The following is an 18,146-nucleotide window of genomic DNA, read 5'->3' on the forward strand; positions in this document are numbered from 1 at the left end:
TTCCAAATACGGCAGTAGTTCCATTACTTCGACAAAAACAGCCGGATTCCTACCTCGGCCCATGCTTTTGTACTTAAACGAAGGGATCTGTCCCGAAATCCCTTCCCGAAAACTGGAAAAAAAATAGGCCGGCCGGGTAGGAACCGGCAAGCCTGGGTCGAACGAAAAGCCCGGTTAGCCCGGGCTTTCGCCAAACGTATGAACAGCACTCAGCCAACTTTACACTGCATTAGGCTGCTGACCGCCGGATGTAAACTGGCTGTTGTACAAATCCGTGTAAAAGCCGCCGGCGGCAAGCAGCTCCTGGTGAGTCCCCTGCTCGATAACGCTCCCGTGATTCATGACGAGAATCAGGTCGGCGTCCCGGATCGTGGACAGCCTGTGAGCGATAACGAAGCTTGTTCGCCCTTGCATCAGATCGGTCATCGCTGTCTGAATATGCACCTCTGTGCGGGTGTCGACGCTGCTCGTGGCCTCGTCGAGAATCAAAATGGCTGGATCTGCGAGTATAGCCCTCGCAATCGTCAGAAGCTGCTTTTGCCCTTGCGACAAGTTGGATGCTTCTTCGTTTAATATCGTGTCATAGCCGTCGGGCAGCGTACGGATAAAATGATCCGCATACGCCGCTTTCGCCGCCTGCACGACCTCTTCCTCAGTCGCGCCTTCGCGCCCGTAGGCGATATTGTCGCGAATCGTGCCGTTAAACAGCCACGTATCCTGCAGCACCATGCCAAACATCCCCCGCAGCGTGCTGCGCTTCAGCTCGCGGATATCGGTGCCGTCGATCGTGATGGATCCGCCTCCGATTTCGTAGAAGCGCATAAGCAGATTGACAAGCGTCGTTTTGCCCGCTCCGGTCGGTCCGACTATGGCTACCGTCTGTCCGGGCTTGATCGCGATCGACATCCCCTCGATCAGCGGCGCCTCTTCTTTGTAACCAAAGCTGACCTCGTTAAACGCAACATGGCCTTTCGGCGTCTTGAGCGCTCCGGCAGCGGGCGATTCCGGAATTTCCTCCGTCTCGTCCAGCAGTTCGAAGACGCGTTCGGCCGACGCGAGCCCCGATTGAATCAGGTTCGCAATATTCGCCACCTGCGTAATCGGCATTGTAAACTGCTGCGAATATTGAATGAACGCCTGCACATCGCCGATTGTAATCGCCTGGCGCGTGACGAAGATGCCGCCGACCACGCAGACGAGAACGTAGCCGATATTGCCGACAAACATCATAAGCGGCATAATGATGCCGGAGACGAACTGGGCCCGCCAACCGGAATCGTACAGCGTTTCGTTAATGGCGTTAAACTTGTCGACCGACTTGCGCTCGTAGCCGAAAGCTTTTACGATCGAATGCCCGCCGTACATTTCTTCCACATGACCGTTCAGCTCCCCGAGCGTTTTTTGCTGGGCGGCGAAATATTTTTGCGAACGGCCGGCGACCTTCTTCGTAATAAGCACGCTGAGCGGCAATGTAATGATCGTAATTAACGTAAGCCAAGGGCTGATCGTCAGCATCATAACGATAATGCCCACAAGCAGCACAACCGATGAGATGAACTGGGCCAGCACCTGCTGGAGCGTATTGCCGATGTTGTCCACGTCGTTCGTCGCCCGGCTCAGAATTTCCCCGTGCGTGCGGGAGTCGAAATACTTCAGCGGCAGCCGGTTCAGCTTGCTCTGTACGTCTTGACGCAGAGCGAAGACAATCTTCTGGGCAACGCCGGCGACGATAAACTGCTGGATGAATGTAAACAGCGCGCTGACCGCATACAAGCCAATTAGCAGCAGCAATATACGGCCGATCGCTTCGAAGTCTATAAACGCTCCCGGTACGTTTTTCATTTTGGCAATGGCGCCTTCGAACAGAATCGTAGTCACCTTGCCCATAATTTTCGGGCTGACGATTCCGAACACGGTGCTAAGAATCGCCGCGATCAGCACGACCCACAGCTGAGCCTGCCGCTGCTTCAAATAACCGAGCAGCCGCTTCATGGCGCCTTTCGCATTCTTCGCCTTCTGTCCCGGCATTCCCATCATGCCGCCTCCAGGCCCGAAGCCCGGTCCCCGCATCGGCCCTCCATGAGACGATTTTCGATTCTGCTCGCTCATTGGATCTCCTCCTCGGACAGCTGGGATGTAACGATCTCACGGTAAACGCCGCACGAAGCGAGCAGTTCCCGGTGCGTTCCGATGCCCGCCACCTCACCGTCGTCCAGCACAATAATCCGGTCGGCGTTCATAATCGTGCTGACCCGCTGCGCCACGACCAGCATCGTTGCATCCTCCGTTTCGGCTCGCAGCGAAGCGCGAAGCAAAGCGTCCGTTTTGAAATCGAGCGCGGAGAAGCTATCGTCGAATACGTACACGGCAGGCCCCCGGGCGATCGCGCGCGCAATGGAAAGCCGCTGCTTTTGCCCGCCGGAGTAGTTCGTTCCTCCTTGCGAAACGGCCGAATCGAAGCCTTCCTTCATCTCATCGATGAACGGCTTGGCCTGAGCGACCTCGGCAGCATGCTCCACTTCCTCCATCGTGGCTGCATCGCTTCCGAAGCGAATATTTTCCGCAACCGTACCGGAGAAAAGCGACGCTTTTTGCGGCACATACCCGACTAGGCCGCGCAGCTGCTCCTGCCGCATTTCGCGAATATCCTGGCCGTTAATCCGGATGCCGCCTCCGTCTACATCATAAAATCTCATGAGCAGATTCATCAGCGTAGATTTGCCGCTGCCGGTGCCGCCGATAATGGCTGTCATCTCGCCAGGCCTAGCCGTAAACGAGATGTTGCGCACGGCAGGCTGCTCCGCTCCCGGATACCGGAACGTAACAGAGTCGAATTCGACGACGCCTCGCTGCACATAGGCGTTCTCCCGGGCTCCGGTTCTATCCACGATCGAAGGCTCCGTATTCAGCACTTCGTTGATCCGGACCGCCGAAGCCGAAGCCCGCGGAATCATCATAAACATCATCGATACCATCGTCAGCGACATCAAGATTTGCGCGGCGTATTGGGTGAAGGCGATCAGGTCGCCGACCTGCATATGCTGGTTATCGATCCGAATGCCGCCGAACCACATGATCGCCACTAGCGACAAATTGAGCAGCAGCAGCATAATCGGAAAAATGACAGACATGATGCGAGTCACCTTAATGGCCGTATCGGTCAAGCTTTCATTTGCCGTCCGAAACCGGCTGCGCTCCCACTCCGTCCGATTGAACGCCCTGACGACACGGATGCCGGTTAAGTTTTCCCGAAGAACAAGGTTCAGCCGATCCAGCTTTGCTTGCATGATCTGGAAGAGCGGGAGGCCTTTGGAGGCGACCAGCACGATGACGGCAACAAGCAGCGGAATGACCGCTACAAGCACCAGCGACAGCGTCGCGTCTTTGGATACGGCCATAACGATACCGCCGACGATCATCAGAGGAGCGCTCAAAAACATGCGCATCAGCATGAAGAGCACTTGCTGCACCTGGGTAATATCGTTCGTCGTACGGGTAATCATCGATGCGGTACCGAATTTGTCAAACTCCTGAAGCGAAAATGTTTCCACATGGGCGAATACGTTGCCGCGAACGATTTTGCCGAAGCCGGCCGCCGTTTTGGCGGACATAAAACCTGCCGTCACGTTGCAAAGTGTGCCGAAAGCAGCGAAAAGCAGCATCATGGCGCCGGTTTGCAAAATATAGCCGGCGTCCCCGTTCACGACGCCGATATCGACGATATCCGCCATAAGCGTAGGCAAGTATAGCTGGGCGATCGACTGTAGAAACATAAGCAAAACTACAGCGACCACCCACATCCGGTAAGGCCTCACAAAACGAAATAGTTTGAACATCATTCACACTCCTAATACTTGTATAACATGTCCGTTTAGAGCTTCATCGATTACTATAAACGCATAGGCGCAAAAAAGAATCGGTCGCCCGACCGATTCTTTTTGTAGGAGTTACGTATGCATACTAGAAATTATCCGGAGTTACCTGGATTGTTCTTCCCCCCGTCGAGCCGGTGCCGCCGGTTCCGGTACCCGTTCCTGTGCTCGCACCGGTTCCAGGCGTTCCGGTTCCTGACGTTCCAGTGCCTGAGGTTCCCGAGCCCGGTTTCGTTGTACCGGTGCCGCTGCCCGGAGTTTGTCCCGTGCCGCTACCCGTACCGCTTCCGCCGTTCGTACCTCCGGTACTGCCACCGGTTGATCCGCCTGTGCCGCTGCCGGATGTACCGGTGCCGGTGCCGGGAGTCCCCGGTTTCGTTTGCCCGCTGCCTCCTTGGCCCGCACCGGTACCTGAACCTGCTCCGGTTCCGTTCCCGCCGGAACCGCCAATGCCCGTTCCGGTTCCAGAGCCTCCTGTTCCCCCGGTTCCAGTATTGCCGCTACCACCTTGATTGGAGCCGTTCCCGTTCCCATTTCCGTTGTTACCGTTGTTATTGTTGTTGCCGTTGTTCGGGCCGTTGCCTTGGCCATTGTTCCCCTGACCGTTCCCGTTTCCTTGACCGTTGCCCTGGCCCGGACCGTTCGGATTGTCCCCGGGTTGGCCGTTGTTCGCGCCGGAGGCCGGAACGTCCACGTTCGCCACATTCGATTTTTCCGCATCCGTATCGGTCGCCGAATTGTAGGGAACGACATAATACTCGTATTTGTCGCCCGCCGGCACGTTCAAATCCTCGAAGCTTGGCGTCGCCGAACGGGCCAGCTCGGCAAAATCCTTATCCTTCGAGCTTTTACGGAACAGCTTGTAAACTATATTGTCGCCGGTGATCGGAGACCATGTGAGCCGTACCGTTCCTTTTTCCGGAACAAACGCGGCGCTTAAATCATTCACTGCTTGCGGCGGCTGCGTCAGCTCCGGAACGTCCTTCGGCTTCTGGAACTGCGTCGGCTTGCGCCCCGCCAGCGCTTTGGTCATTACTTCCTTGAACAGAATGGCCGGTCCCGCGCTGCCGCTGGATACATAGTGATCTTTATCGGTCTTATCGAAGCCCATCCAGATCGCCGCAGTCCATTCCGGCGTATAACCGGCGAACCAGACGTCCCGGTTATATTTCTCGAGTCCTTTCAGATCAAGCTGCGTTGTGCCCGTCTTGCCTGCGACAGGCCAATTGCCGAGTTTTGCGCTCGTGCCTGTACCGTTGTCAACGGCATTTTTGAGCATAACCGTCATGTACCAAGCAGTTCTCGCACTCATCGCTTGGGTTGGCTTGTCGTTGAACTTATACAGCTCCTTGTTGTCCGGTCCGACAATTTTGACGACCGAGTGGCTTTCGTGCTTCAGCCCGTTATTGGCGAACGCGCCATAAGCCGAAGCCATTTGCAGCGGAGTAACGCCCTTCGTCAAACCGCCGAGCGCGATCGCAAGGTTGTTGTCTTTGTTCGCATCGAGATCTATTCCTAATTTTTTTGCAAAATCCATGCCTGTCTGTACGCGAATCTCGTTCAACAGCCAAACGCTAGGCGCATTGGCCGACTTTTGCAAAGCCATCTGCATACTGATCTGACCGAGATAGATGCCATCCCAGTTACTCGGCGAATAGCCGCCCTGATACGTCGTCTTCTCGTCTTTCAGCATCGAATACGGATTCCACTTTTTGAAGTCCTTCTCCATCGCCGGCCCATATTCCGCGATCGGCTTAAACGTTGACCCCGGAGCCCGAGGCTGGATGGCCCGGTTGAGCTGCTTCGTCTTGTAGTCGCGGCCGCCGACCATACCGACGATCCCGCCGTCTTTGTGATTCACGATGACCATCGCGCTTTGCATTTTCTGATTCGGTCCGTCCTTCTGGAACAGCTTGTCGTTCGCATACGCCGTTTCCATCGCCTTTTGCGCCGCCGTGTCCAGCGTCGTGTAGATCTGATACCCGCCGCGCAGCAGTTCGTCCTCGGTTTTGCCCGACTTCTCCTCCGCTTCGTCAAGCGCATAGTCGATGAACGTCGTATACTCCTTCGTCGTTGCCGGCGCTTTGTACGTATACTCCACTTCCGCCGCCTGCGCCCGTTCCGCTTCGGTTATATAGCCCTGATCCCTGAGCAGTTGAAGCACGACTCCCCGGCGCTCCTTGGACCGGTCCGGATGATCGATCGGGTTATAATAGGCAGGCGCCTTCGGAATAGCGGCCAGCGACGCCATCTCCCACAGCTCGAGCTGGTTCAGATCCGATTTGCCGAAATATTTTTTGGCTGCCGCCTTCACGCCGTACACCCGGTTGCCGAAGTAAATCCGGTTCAAGTACAGCGTCAAAATCTCATCCTTGGACAAATTGTTTTCCAGCGCCAGTGCAATCGATGCTTCGGTCGCTTTGCGGAATATCGTTTTGTCCGCGTTCAGAAACAAGTTTTTGGCGAGCTGCTGCGTGATCGTGCTGCCGCCCTCGACCGCGCTGCGGTTGACGACGTCCTTGACCAGCGCCCGTCCGATCGACCAGAAGTCGATCCCGCCATGCTCCTCGAACCGCTTATCCTCGGTGGCGATAAACGCCTGACCGAGCCTCTGCGGAATATCCTTGGCCTCGACAAGTTCGCGGTTTTCCCCCGCCACGTACAAAGTGGTGACCTCTTGTCCCTGCACGTCATACACTTTGGCCGATTGCGCCATGTCCAGCTTGTCGAGATTTTCCCGGAACAGCTTCTCCCCGTTCAGCATAATGAAAATATAACCGCCCATCGCACAAAACATGCCTAACGCGCAGGTGATGAAAAACCACAGGATCAGCTTTCGCGGCCGAAATCGCTTTTTCTTTTTTTTGTTTGGGGGCTTCGGCTCCTTGCCGTTACCGTTTCTTGTTGCGCTCATCGTCCGACTCCTTCCCTACCCGAATCCGAAAATCGTCGCCCGCTTTCGCAGGATTCCCGTCTATCTCTCTATGTGCCGGAAGCAAAAGAACAACCCACCGCGGGTTGCTCCTCTTTGTGGTACACCTATTAAACGAAATTCCACCTGAAAAAGTTTCAAAAAATGTTGCGCCCGCTCAAGGCCACCGGCACGAATCCATCAAGATTCGCTTGCGGACTCCTGGGGCATAAGCGATACCGGACGCTGCGGTGTGAACGTCGAGATCGCATGCTTGTATACCATCTGCTGACGGCCGTCGCTGTCGATAATGATCGTGAAATTATCGAACGCTTTAATATATCCGCGGATTTGGAAACCGTTCGTCAAATATACGGTAACGGCAATACTCTCCTTGCGAAGTTGGTTCAGGAACGTATCCTGAATGTTGATCGACTTGTTCATCAAGGTTCCCCCTAATATAGAAATGTCCGCGGACGCTGCCGGCATTGTTGTTTGGTAATCTCCCCACTATTATTCTGGATCGGGGGTAAACTTTCCTGCTAGTATATCATGAAATGTTTGCAAATGCTCAGAAAAATTTGGCTCCGTCACGTCGATCCACCGGATATCCGTCATGTGGCGAAACCAGGAAAGCTGGCGTTTGGCAAACCTTCGCGTATTCCGTTTCAGCAGCTCGACCGCGAAGTCCAGATCATAGTCGCCCTTGACGTATCCGGCTATTTCCTTGTAACCGAGTCCGAGCATCGAAGGCAGGTCGGTCGTATAGCCGCGTGTCAGAAGACGCTCCACCTCGCCGACGAGCCCTTGCCCCACCATCTCGTCGATGCGCGCTTCAATACGTTTATATAAAATTTCGCGGTCCATTGTCAAGCCGACGATACACAGTTCGTAAGGCGATTCCTTTTTGTGTCTCGCCTGCTCGCGGGAGACGGGGGCTCCTGCGATATGGACGATTTCCAATGCGCGGATCGTCCTTCTCCGGTCGTTCGGATGAATTCGCGCTGCCGTTTCGGGATCGGCAGCCTTCAGCTTGTCATGCAGCGCTTCCTCGCCATAACGATCGGCATAGCTGTTTAACTCCGCCCGATACTCCTCGTCGACGCCGATATCGCTAAACTGATAGTCGTAGCATACCGATTCGATGTACAGGCCTGTGCCCCCGACGATAAAAGGCAGCTTGCCGCGGTCGCCGATGTCCGCGATCAGACCCCTTACCCGCTCCTGGAATTCGGCGACGGAGAACGGATGGTCCGGATCGTGAATGTCGATCATATGATGGGGCACGATCGATCGCTCCTGCAAAGAGGCTTTCGCCGTTCCGATATCCATGCCCCGGTATACTTGCATCGAGTCGCCGGAAATGATCTCACAGCCGTATCGCGCTGCCGCCTCCAGGCTTAATTGCGTCTTCCCGACGGCCGTAGGCCCGACCAGCACGAGAAGACGCGGTTTCGTTTCCGTCAAGGATGTATCACTCCATAGGCTATTTTCGTGCGCGAGCGCGGCATCTCGGGGAAGCCCAGACGCTCGAACTCGCCGCTGTCTTTATTTTCTTTCAGCACGACGCTTTTGCGGGCGACGCGGAGCGCCTCGCGGATCGACTCCTCCGCAAGCGGCGCGTGATTGGCGACTTGCCTGAGCGGTCCGATGGCACTTGATTCCAAGGCCGGACGGCGAAACATCGGGTCGAAATAAACAATGTCGACGCTGCGATCCGGCAGTTCCCGAAGGACGGACAAATGATCGGCCAGCTTCATCCGGACCCGCCGCATCGCCGCCTCGAACGGTTTTAGCGGCGAGTCGTACGTTAGCAGCCCTTCCCGCACGACCGTATATAGCGCAGGTTCGCTTTCGATAGCCGTTACCTCGCCCGTTTCACCGACCGCATAGGAGAGCACGATCGCATCCGAGCCGAGTCCGGCCGTGCAGTCCACTACGCGGTCCCCGGGGGCAGCACCGGAGATTTTGACCAATCCGTCGTTTTCTCCGTTCATCAGTCGTTTAACGCGAACCAAAGAGAGCGACGGGTGAAAAAAGAGCGGCGTATCGCCGTCTCCGTAATAGTGCAGCTCCCGTTCGGTAACGAGCAGAAATTCGCTCTCGCGATATCGTTCGCCGAGCCGGCGGACGGAGGACGTGCCCCGCGGCACGTAAGACAGCGCAAGCTCGCCGGCGATGCGCTTCGCGCGCTCAGTCGCTTCGGACGTCGGAGAATAGGAAGTCGTGACAAGCATTACATCACCCGTTTAAACATTTTTTCCAGCTCGTACGTCGAGAAGCTGACTACGATCGGTCTTCCGTGCGGACACGTATACGGATTGCGGCACCGGGCCAGCCGGTCGAGCAGCGCCTCGATCTCCGCCGTGCTCAAATATTGATTCGCCTTAATCGAAGCTTTGCAGGAGCACATAATCGCCGCCTTCTCACGCAGCTTGGTCAGATCGACCGACTTTTTCTCGGCCAGCAAATAGTCCGTCATTTCCTCCACCAGCGCCTTCTCTTCTCCCGGCGGAAACCAATGCGGAAGTCCCCTGACAAGAAAGGCGCCGCCGCCGAACGGCTCCAGATCGACGCCGACCTGTCCGAGCAGCTCCAGCTTGCCGGTCAGTGCCTCGGCCTCCGCCGTTGTTAATTCAAGCGTAAGCGGCACGAGCAGCTGCTGGCTTGCCTCGGCGGGCTTGCCGAATTTCTCGTAGTAATATTCGTAGTTAATGCGCTCATGCGCGGCATGCTGATCGATCAAATACAGACCCGTCTCGCTCTGGGCGACAATATACGTTCCGTGCATCTGCCCGATCGGATCAAGCTGCGGGAACCGCGGAGCCGCAGACGGCTGCAGCGCTCCGGATGCAGGCAGCATCCCGGTCATGCGATCATAGGGAACGCCGCCTTTGGAATCCGGCCGTTCGTAAGAAGCTCCTCGGTTCCTGCCGGTAGCCGCCGAAGACGAAACAGTGCTTCGCTGCGCGCTGCTGTCCAAATCCGAACGGCGCTGCTCCCCACGAGCCCCACTGTAATCCTTCTGCGGATTAATCTGCTGGCGCTCCTCCGAACGGTCAGGTATGTAAGGCTCTGTCGTGTTCGTGTTAGCGGGCGGAGCCGCTTCCCGGACCGGCGCTTGCTCGCGATCGTCGGGAGATTCCATCTCCTGGCGTTCCGGCTCGGAGCCGTCGGCAGCCGCGGTGCCGGTTTCCGTCGGAGGCTCCGGAAGCGGTGCGCTCCGATAGGCGTCGGATTCGGCAAACGGCTCGGCGGGCGCGCGGTACAGCTCCATCCGCTCTTGCACGACAGCCGCCTTCGGCGTTGGCCTGGCGGCCTCCGGAATGAGCACCTGACCTCTCAGGACACTTCGAACCTGCTCTTCAACGAACCGGGTCAGCTCCTGCTCCATGCTGAAGCGTACTTCCAGCTTCGCCGGATGCACGTTCACATCGACAAGCGCCGGGTCCATCCCGATGTGCAGACAAACGACCGGGTAACGGTTGATCGGAAGCAGCGTATGATACGCGCCGAGTATGGCATTCGATACCGAGTAATTGCGAATCGTTCTGCCGTTTAAGATCATCGTGATCGCCTGGCGGTTCGACCGGGTCATGTCCGGACGCGAGATATATCCTTGGAGCGTATAGTCGGCATTTTCCGCTTGTATCGGCAGCATCGTCTTAGCTACAGCGGTGCCGTATACGGCCGCAATGACTTGTAGCAGATCCCCGTTGCCGAGCGTTTGCAGCAAAACCGAGCCGTTGTGCCTCAGAGTGAACGCCACTTGCGGATGCGCCATGGCGCTGCGGTACAAGTAATCGGAAATGTGGCCCAGCTCGGTCTGGATCGTCTTCATGTATTTCAGCCGGGCTGGTGTGTTGTAGAACAGCTCCTTGACCGTCATATCGGTGCCCCGGGACGCGGCCGTTTCCTCGAACGCCTTGACGGAGCCTCCCTCGATAACGAGCTTCCTGCCAAGGCCGGTCCGCTCCGGAGACGTTACGCATTCCACCTTGGCTACGGCCGCGATACTCGGCAGCGCTTCGCCGCGAAAGCCAAGCGTGCGAATTTGGAACAAATCTTTGCCGCTGCCGATTTTACTCGTTGCATGGCGGAAAAAGGCGACCTCGCAATCTTCCGTTTCGATGCCGCTGCCGTTGTCCGTTACGCGGATGAGCTGCAGGCCGCCCTCCTCGATCGCGACGTTTATTCTGGTGCTCCCGGCATCCAGCGAGTTTTCGACGAGCTCCTTCACCACGGACGACGGCCTCTCGATGACTTCGCCTGCGGCGATCTGGTTCGCCACATGTTCGTCGAGCACTTTAATTTTTCCCATTACATTTCTTTTCCTTTCACGGTCAGCACGGTCTTCTCCGCATCGTTCGTCCATTCGATTTGCGGATATTGCTCCTTGAAGCGGCTCAGCTCAATGAACCCGGTCCCTTTTTCGTTGCGGAAACCCGTCCCGTCGCTAAACAAATGCTTCGCGCTGCCTTGACCGATCTCTACGGCGTGCAGGCTTTCGTTCCATACGAGCTGTTCCCCGACGCTCGCCGCAAGCACGCGGGCAGGCATATAAAGATGACCCGCATCGGTGATCGTCGGCAAATCCGCATCAAAAAATTCGAACCCGCCCACCTTATAGGAATGTTTGTCCGCCTCCAGCCGAATGTCGTTCAGCCCGGCTTGGCGAAGCCCCGTCAGAAGCTGGGGTACGGTACCTTCGGTCTCGATATCCGGCATAAGCCCGACCTTGTTAACCACACGCTTGTCCGGCGATAAATATTCCTGAACCGTTACTTTCAGCACGCCGCCGGACGGAAGCGGATAGAGCGACTGAACGCTTCCTTTGCCGTACGTTTTCTTACCAACGGCAGCGGCTTTATGATAATCCTGCAAAGCGGCCGTCAGCACTTCCGAAGCACTGGCGCTGTTCTCGTTGACAAGAACGATCACCGGGAACGAAACCGACTGTCCGCTTCGGATGTATAGCGGCTCGTCCACGCCGAATTTGTCCCGGGTATGGATGAGAACGCCGTCCGAAATAAACTGCTCGGCGATATGCTTTGCCGTTTCCAGCAGCCCGCCCGGATTGTCGCGCAGGTCGATAACGAGTCCTTTCGCCTTCGCTTTTTTCAGCACGTCCAGCATGGCGGCGAACTGCTCGTCGGCTTCCTCGGAGAAGCTGTCGACGTTCAAGTAGCCGATTCCGCCTTCCATCATGCCGCCACTGACGACGGGCAGATGAATTTGTTTGCGTTTGACCGTCAAGTCAAGCTGCTGGTCTCCCCGCTTGACCCGGATGCTTATTTCCGTTCCTTCGGCTCCGCGTATAAGGCCGGTCACCTCGTCGATTCTCATGCCGGCCGTCGGACTCCCGCCTACGGCAATAATGTAGTCGCCGCGCCGCAGTCCGGCCGTTACCGACGGCGAGCCCTCGAATACTTCGACGGCGATAAAGCCGCCTTCATCCTGCCCAAGTCGCATGCCGATGCCCGCATAGTTCAATTCGAGCGAATTTTGAAACTCATTCCATCTCGCCTCGTCGAAATATTCCGTATAAGGATCGTCCAGCTTTCGAATCAAGCCTTCGATCGTATCCGCCTGCAAGTCGGCGGCGCTTATTCCGCTCAAATGCACTTTCTGGATGACGTCCCGGACTTCCTTCAGCTGCTGCGCCGTTTCGGCCTTGGCTTCCGCCCATGTCGGTGCGGCCGGAGCGGTTAGCAGGGCCAGCAGTGTCATTGACGCCGCAAGCGTTTTGAATACCCGTAGCTTTCCGGCAAATATGCTGCGATTCATCGGATAATCCCCCTTATTTCGCTTCCGCTGCCGCCATCTGCTTCAGCTCGAACAAAAAATTCATCGCCTGAAGCGGCGTCATATTGATCAAATCGGCGGTTTGCAGCCGCTGGCTCAGCTTCTCGGCGGCCAGCTCCGCCTTCGACTTCCCTTTCGCCGCCGACTTGCCCGGCCGCTCGCCCTCTCCGAACAAGCTAAGCTGCACGAGCGGCGACTCCTTGACCATCTCCGGCGCAAAAGTTTCCTCGCGAACAGGCACGGCCTCCGCTTCTTCGGCGCCGCCAACTTCGGAAGCAGCCGCTGCTGGGATCGCCGCCGGAGGCTGCGTCGTCTCCTCCCTAGTCCGCTCGCGGCCCGCTGCGGCTTCGTCTGCGGATTGCAAAACGGCGGAAGCCGTCTCGAACCGGCTCAGCAGCTCGTACGCCCGGTCTATGATCGTATCCGGCAGTCCGGCGATGCGGGCACAGTAGACGCCGTAGCTCGTGCTGGCTGCGCCTCGGATCATTTTGCGCAAAAACGTCACGTCGCCATCGCTCTCTTTGACCGCCATGCAATGATTGCGGAGCCCTGGCTCCGTCTCCTCCAGATGAGCCAGCTCGTGGAAGTGCGTCGAGACGAGCGTTTTGCAGCCGACCCGGTCGTGCAAAAACTCGATAACCGCCTGCGCGATCGCCATGCCTTCGCTTGTCGACGTGCCCCGGCCGAGCTCGTCGATAATAACGAGGCTGCGTTCCGTCGCTTTTGCCGTCATTGTCTGGATGTCCATCATCTCGACCATGAATGTGCTTTGTCCGCCTACCAGATCGTCCGCCGCGCCGATCCGCGTAAAGATGCGGTCCACGATCGGAATCGTAGCCTCTTCCGCAGGCACGAAGCTGCCGATTTGCGCCATAATGCTAAGCATCGCAACCTGGCGCATATACGTGCTTTTGCCCGCCATATTCGGTCCGGTGATGAGCAGCACGCGCCCGTCGTCCCGGGCCATATCCGTATCGTTGGCGATAAACGAGCCGCCCTCCAAAATCGCCTCCACGACCGGATGACGCCCTTCCTTGACGACGAGATCGTAGCCGTCGGTTATAACCGGCCGCCGGTACCGATACGTCGCCCCGACTGTCGCGAACGATTGCAGCACGTCAGCCGCCGCCACCGTTTCGGCCAGGAGCTGAAGCCGCTTCACCTCCGCAGCCAGCTTGTCCCTGATCTGCATAAACAGCTCGTATTCGATGTCGACCATCTTTTCCTCGGCTTCGAGAATGAGCGCTTCCTTCTCCTTCAGCTCGGGGGTGACGAAACGCTCCGCGTTCGCCAGCGTCTGTTTCCGTTCGTACCGGTGCTCGGGCAGCGACGACAAATTGCTGCGGGTGACCTCGATATAATAGCCGAACACTTTATTGTAGCCGATCTTCAGCGATTTAATCCCGGTTGTTTCCTTCTCCCGCCGCTCCAGCTCCGCGATCCACATCTTGCCGTTCGCGCTGGCTTCCCGCAACTGATCGAGATGCGCTTGGTAGCCCTGCTTGATCAAGCCGCCTTCCTTGACCGAAACGGGGGGCTCGTCCGCTATCGCCTCTTCGATCCAGGCGCGGATATCGTCGCAATCGTCCATCGTATCGGCAAGCTCTTGCAGCGTTGACGAACCGGATTCGGCGCATATTTGCTTAATAAACGGAATTTGCATCAGCGACAGCTTTAGCGCGACCAGATCGCGGCCGTTCGCATTCCCGTACGAAATGCGCCCTACGAGGCGCTGAAGATCGTATACGTCCTTGAGCTGTTGACGCAGCTCCTCGCGCACGATAAGCCGGTTGTACAAGCAATCGACAGCCTCGAGCCGTTTCTCGATGTCGGCGCGGTTTGTCAGCGGCTTGTCGATCCACCGCCGCAGCAATCTTCCGCCCATCGACGTGACCGTGCGGTCAAGCAGCCACAGCAGCGAGCCTTTTTTCGTCCGTTCCCGGACCGTTTCCGTCAGCTCCAGATTGCGCCGCGTGAACGGGTCCATCGTCATATGCTGCCTGCGTTCGTAGTTTTCGATACGGGTGATGTGGGTGAGCGCCCGCTTCTGGGTTTCGCTCAAGTACGAAAGCAGCAGGGCGACGCATTCCGCACAAACAGGCGAAGTTTCCCGAAGCTGCTCCTGCGGAAACTGGGAGCTGAGGAGCTTCTCGTCCTTCCGCTGCCAGTCCGTAAGCAGCATGCCTTGCAGCCATCCGGCCATCGACGCGCGCAGCTCGCCCAGCACTCCGGGCTGGCCAATCAGCTCGGACGGGCTGTATACGTTGATTTCGTCCATCAACTGTTCCAGAGTGGACTCCGTAGCCGTTACGAACAGCTCGCCCGTCGATAAGTCGCAAGCAGCCAGTCCATACTGGTCCTTGGACGAGCTGACGCATACGAGGAAGTTATTTTTCGTCTCCGGCGCCATCTTGCCGTCCATGACGGTGCCCGGCGTTACGATCCGCACGATCTCGCGCCTCACGACCCCCTTGGCTTCCGAAGGGTCCTCCACCTGCTCGCAGATGGCTACCTTAAATCCTTTTTCGACCAGTCGATTCATATAAGCTTCTGCAGAATGATAAGGGACGCCGCACATCGGAATACGTTCCTCCATGCCGCCTTCACGCCCGGTTAACGTAATTTCCAGCACCTGCGCCGCCTGAATCGCGTCGTCAAAAAACATTTCATAAAAATCGCCCAAACGGAAAAACAGTATGGCGTCCTCCGCCTGAGCCTTGATCGACAAATATTGCTCGATCATCGGCGTATATTTGCTCATGTCCATCCCCCAACCGAAAATCGTGGTTCAACTGCGTGTAACCTTCATTATAACATAAAACGTGCCGCTCACCTTGTCCTGCATCGAACCGATTCGGAAGGCCGGACAAACGGACGAACGAACGCAGATTCCCCTGCCCAAACAAGCCTGCTGCTGGTATACTGTGGAAGAAACCAGTGCATTCGGCGCGACGAAATGTTATCGATAACACCAAATGATGCGGCGTATGCCGGGAAGTCCTGCATTTCGATCATGGAGGAGTCCGCATGTTATATTATAAGCCTGTCAAGCCTACAGATGCCGAGCATACAATCGTGTACCGCAAAAACGACGAGTTCTGCTCCTGGCCGTTTAATGCCGGGATGTGGAAGCTGTCGGACCAACACGTCCTCGTCGGGTTTATGAACATCGCCTGCAACTATTCCGTACCGGGACAACTGAACCACGACCGCGTGGAAACGTACGGCCGCATCGCAGCCGCGCGAACGCTCGACGGAGGACGGACCTGGTCGGAGGCGGCCGATATCGAGGACAATTACCATCTGGCCGAGCCGCTGCTGTACGGGCCGGCGCGAAAAATAGCCGAAGGGGCGGACTTTTCGGATCCGAACGTGCTGCTCGCATGCTGGAGTACGCCGAATTCGGGCAGCGATAAAGCGAAAGCCTGGATCAAGCTGTCCCGCGACGGCGGAGCCGTATGGGGGGAAGCCGTGCTGTTGCCGGGCTGCGGCATTCCCCGCTACCAAGGGCGCCCCTCCTATATCGTACGGCCGGATGGCGTCATTTTATTGTTTTTGACGGCGAAGCCGAAAACGAATCCGCATGACCGGCCTGTCGTCTTCGCCTCGTTCGACAGCGGCGTAAACTGGTCCTTGATCTCGCTTATGCCGGCAAGTCATGAATACCGGATGATCTGCCCCTCGCCCGTCCTGCTTCCAAGCGGTACGATCCTAGCGGCCGTTCGATGCAAGCCGGATATGATCGCCGCCTGGAACGAGCTGTACGCTTCCGAGGACGGGGGCCGGACGTGGCGCTTCGTCTCGCGGATCAACGATCATGGCGACGTCGTTGACTTGAAGCTGCTGAGTGACGGCAGACTGCTTGCCGTTTACGGATACCGGCGCCCTCCGTTTGGCATTCGCGCCGCATGCAGCGAAGATGGCGGACGGACATGGGGACCGGAGCTTATTTTGCGCGACGACGGCGGCAGCAAAGATCTCGGCTACCCGAGGGCCGTCGAAACAACGCCCGGCGAGGTGCTCGCCGCTTACTATTTCAATGAAGCTAATGATCCGAACGGCTATGACGGAGGCATCAGACATATTGCGGCTACCCGCTTCAAGCCGTGAGCAGCTTCCCCAGCTGACGGGTCGAACGGAGCGCGATCATACGTCCGCAGGCACCGGGATTTTCCACCCGGCCCGAATGTCGCGGCTTTCGTCCCAGCTCTGTCCGCTTGCTATCATCGCAAGCAGCGGCTCCAGAGCAGGCTCATACTCCGTATACTCCGGCAGCCGGCGAATGTCGTCCAGCAGCGGCAGAACAACTGCGCGAAGTCCGGCTTTATCGCCCGCAAAGTATTGCCTGAGGACGGCAGCCCGATGCAGCGGTCTTGCCCGCAAGCTTTTGTAGCGTTTCGCGATCAGCGCCGCCAGGGCGATCGCGCCTTTCGCCACCTTTGGCGAAACAAGCCAGCTGGGCAAGGTCCGGTATTCGAAGCCGCCGTGCGGCTGACGGCGGAAGTCGCCGGGAATGCCGTAGCGGGGGCGTCGTGAAGCCGCCCGGCTGTCCTCGATTAGGATTAACGGCAGAGCCAGATAGTTGTCGAACGCCCGGAGCAGCTCCGCCCGGAGCGGGGTTCCGCTTATGTGAATATGACCGCCAAGCGCGAACCCTTTGGCCGGCATTCCTCCGGCGAGCCACTTCACTCCGGGCGAGTCCGGGATAAGCTCGGACGCAGCCAGAAGCGCCCGGCGAACATGGATGACGAGCTGCAACGGGTCGGCGCTTGGCACCGGGCGCAGCTCAGCTAACGGATAATGCACCTTGCCGGCGATACGGACGAGGTCGCAGCCGGCAAGCCCGGCTCTCGGCAAATAGACGGAAGCCGGTACGACCTTGCCGTCCGCATTGGTCAGCAGAAACTCGGGGTCAGCCCCCAGCAGGACCGGAGGCTTCCAGGCATCCCCGCTATCGGCCGCTTCCAGCCTGCGATACCGCTCCAGCGCCTCCGCCATCCGCTGCGCCTGCGCCGCATCCAAGGCTGCATCCGGCTGAAGCGCAAGCAGCACGGGTTTCTCTCCCGAACGAATACCGATATCTACGATTCCGTAATCGAAGCCGGTTATGTACAAAATGCGCAGGGCGGCCTTCCTCGCTCTTCTAAGCTTCGGGTCATCCGTCTTGTCGTCCGCCTCAACCAGACTCCACTGCTCGCCGCCGTCACAATCGGTACGGACCGGCGTGTACAGCGAACCGCTCCGCGCATGACGCGCCGTATAAACGCAATTGGCCGCCGATTTGTATGTAAGCAACACCTCGAAGTGAAACAAGAAAAACCGGTAACGATGGGTGATGACCCGATCGTCCCCGGTTCCCGTTAGCTCCGCATAGCCGAGCAGACGGGCCTCCTCGTGTCCAAGCCCCATCCGGCCCTCACGGCCGTCCCGCACCGAGGCGTTTAAGCCGAGCCGCTTGGCCTGCTCATGTAAAGGGTCCACCCGGGCCGCCTCCTTTCCTCCGATAGCGCCGCTAAACAAAAAAGAGGGCGAATGCCCCCTGACGAAATGCACAGCTC

General features: G+C 57.6%; 11 protein-coding genes. 1 reads left to right on the forward strand and 10 read right to left on the reverse strand.

Annotated features, from left to right (window positions below; translation table 11 throughout):
• Positions 1-219: 219 nt before the first annotated feature.
• The 9 genes from D7M11_RS01045 to mutS all read right to left on the reverse strand — a co-directional run bounded on the left by D7M11_RS01045 (position 220) and on the right by mutS (position 15,349).
• Entirely contained in the window at positions 220-2,109 is a 1,890-nt protein-coding gene (locus D7M11_RS01045) for an ABC transporter ATP-binding protein (protein WP_120745289.1), read from the reverse strand.
• On the reverse strand, positions 2,106-3,836 hold the full coding sequence (locus D7M11_RS01050) for an ABC transporter ATP-binding protein (protein WP_120745290.1): 1,731 nt from the start codon (positions 3,834-3,836) through the stop codon (positions 2,106-2,108). Before D7M11_RS01050 ends, D7M11_RS01045 begins: the two co-directional genes overlap by 4 nt.
• A 124-nt stretch (positions 3,837-3,960) precedes the next feature.
• Positions 3,961-6,786 carry a transglycosylase domain-containing protein gene (locus D7M11_RS01055; protein WP_120745291.1) on the reverse strand — a complete coding sequence of 942 codons (2,826 nt, stop codon included), beginning with the start codon at positions 6,784-6,786 and terminating at the stop codon, positions 3,961-3,963.
• Between the two features lie 198 nt (positions 6,787-6,984).
• On the reverse strand, positions 6,985-7,227 hold the full coding sequence (hfq, locus tag D7M11_RS01060) for an RNA chaperone Hfq (RefSeq protein WP_120745292.1): 243 nt from the start codon (positions 7,225-7,227) through the stop codon (positions 6,985-6,987).
• A gap of 69 nt (positions 7,228-7,296) precedes the next feature.
• Positions 7,297-8,250 (reverse strand): tRNA (adenosine(37)-N6)-dimethylallyltransferase MiaA, encoded by a 954-nt coding sequence (gene miaA / locus D7M11_RS01065; RefSeq protein WP_120745293.1) that lies wholly within the window; start codon positions 8,248-8,250, stop codon positions 7,297-7,299.
• A complete protein-coding gene (locus tag D7M11_RS01070) occupies positions 8,247-9,020 on the reverse strand; it encodes a class I SAM-dependent methyltransferase (RefSeq protein WP_120745294.1) in 774 nt (257 codons plus the stop codon). Before D7M11_RS01070 ends, miaA begins: the two co-directional genes overlap by 4 nt.
• On the reverse strand, positions 9,020-11,104 hold the full coding sequence (gene mutL / locus D7M11_RS01075; protein ID WP_120745295.1) for a DNA mismatch repair endonuclease MutL: 2,085 nt from the start codon (positions 11,102-11,104) through the stop codon (positions 9,020-9,022). The genes D7M11_RS01070 and mutL overlap by 1 nt, the downstream gene beginning before the upstream one ends.
• Positions 11,104-12,570 carry a S41 family peptidase gene (locus D7M11_RS01080; protein WP_120745296.1) on the reverse strand — a complete coding sequence of 489 codons (1,467 nt, stop codon included), beginning with the start codon at positions 12,568-12,570 and terminating at the stop codon, positions 11,104-11,106. The genes mutL and D7M11_RS01080 overlap by 1 nt, the downstream gene beginning before the upstream one ends.
• A gap of 13 nt (positions 12,571-12,583) precedes the next feature.
• Positions 12,584-15,349, reverse strand: a complete 2,766-nt coding sequence (mutS, locus tag D7M11_RS01085; RefSeq protein WP_120745297.1) for a DNA mismatch repair protein MutS — start codon at positions 15,347-15,349, stop codon at positions 12,584-12,586.
• Between the two features lie 266 nt (positions 15,350-15,615).
• On the opposite strand from mutS, the gene D7M11_RS01090 reads away from it, so the two are divergent.
• Complete coding sequence (locus D7M11_RS01090; protein ID WP_205127014.1) at positions 15,616-16,698, forward strand: sialidase family protein; 1,083 nt, start codon at positions 15,616-15,618, stop codon at positions 16,696-16,698.
• A gap of 36 nt (positions 16,699-16,734) precedes the next feature.
• On the opposite strand, the gene D7M11_RS01095 is transcribed toward D7M11_RS01090, so the two are convergent.
• Positions 16,735-18,069, reverse strand: coding sequence for a putative amidoligase domain-containing protein (locus D7M11_RS01095; RefSeq protein ID WP_120745298.1), 1,335 nt, complete (start codon positions 18,067-18,069; stop codon positions 16,735-16,737).
• Positions 18,070-18,146 lie beyond the last annotated feature (77 nt).

The sequence above is a fragment of the Paenibacillus ginsengarvi genome (genome assembly GCF_003626695.1).
GTDB lineage: Bacteria > Bacillota > Bacilli > Paenibacillales > NBRC-103111 > Paenibacillus_AB > Paenibacillus_AB ginsengarvi.

What these genes read in the sequence shown, in the direction of transcription:
- D7M11_RS01045 (WP_120745289.1), bottom strand. Translation starts at nt 2,109, where the DNA reads ATGAGCGAGCAGAATCGAAAATCGTCTCATGGAGGGCCGATGCGGGGA.
- D7M11_RS01050 (WP_120745290.1), bottom strand. Translation starts at nt 3,836, where the DNA reads ATGTTCAAACTATTTCGTTTTGTGAGGCCTTACCGGATGTGGGTGGTC.
- D7M11_RS01055 (WP_120745291.1), bottom strand. Translation starts at nt 6,786, where the DNA reads ATGAGCGCAACAAGAAACGGTAACGGCAAGGAGCCGAAGCCCCCAAAC.
- hfq (WP_120745292.1), bottom strand. Translation starts at nt 7,227, where the DNA reads ATGAACAAGTCGATCAACATTCAGGATACGTTCCTGAACCAACTTCGC.
- D7M11_RS01070 (WP_120745294.1), bottom strand. Translation starts at nt 9,020, where the DNA reads ATGCTTGTCACGACTTCCTATTCTCCGACGTCCGAAGCGACTGAGCGC.
- mutL (WP_120745295.1), bottom strand. Translation starts at nt 11,104, where the DNA reads ATGGGAAAAATTAAAGTGCTCGACGAACATGTGGCGAACCAGATCGCC.
- D7M11_RS01080 (WP_120745296.1), bottom strand. Translation starts at nt 12,570, where the DNA reads ATGAATCGCAGCATATTTGCCGGAAAGCTACGGGTATTCAAAACGCTT.
- mutS (WP_120745297.1), bottom strand. Translation starts at nt 15,349, where the DNA reads ATGAGCAAATATACGCCGATGATCGAGCAATATTTGTCGATCAAGGCT.
- D7M11_RS01090 (WP_205127014.1), top strand. Translation starts at nt 15,616, where the DNA reads ATGTTATATTATAAGCCTGTCAAGCCTACAGATGCCGAGCATACAATC.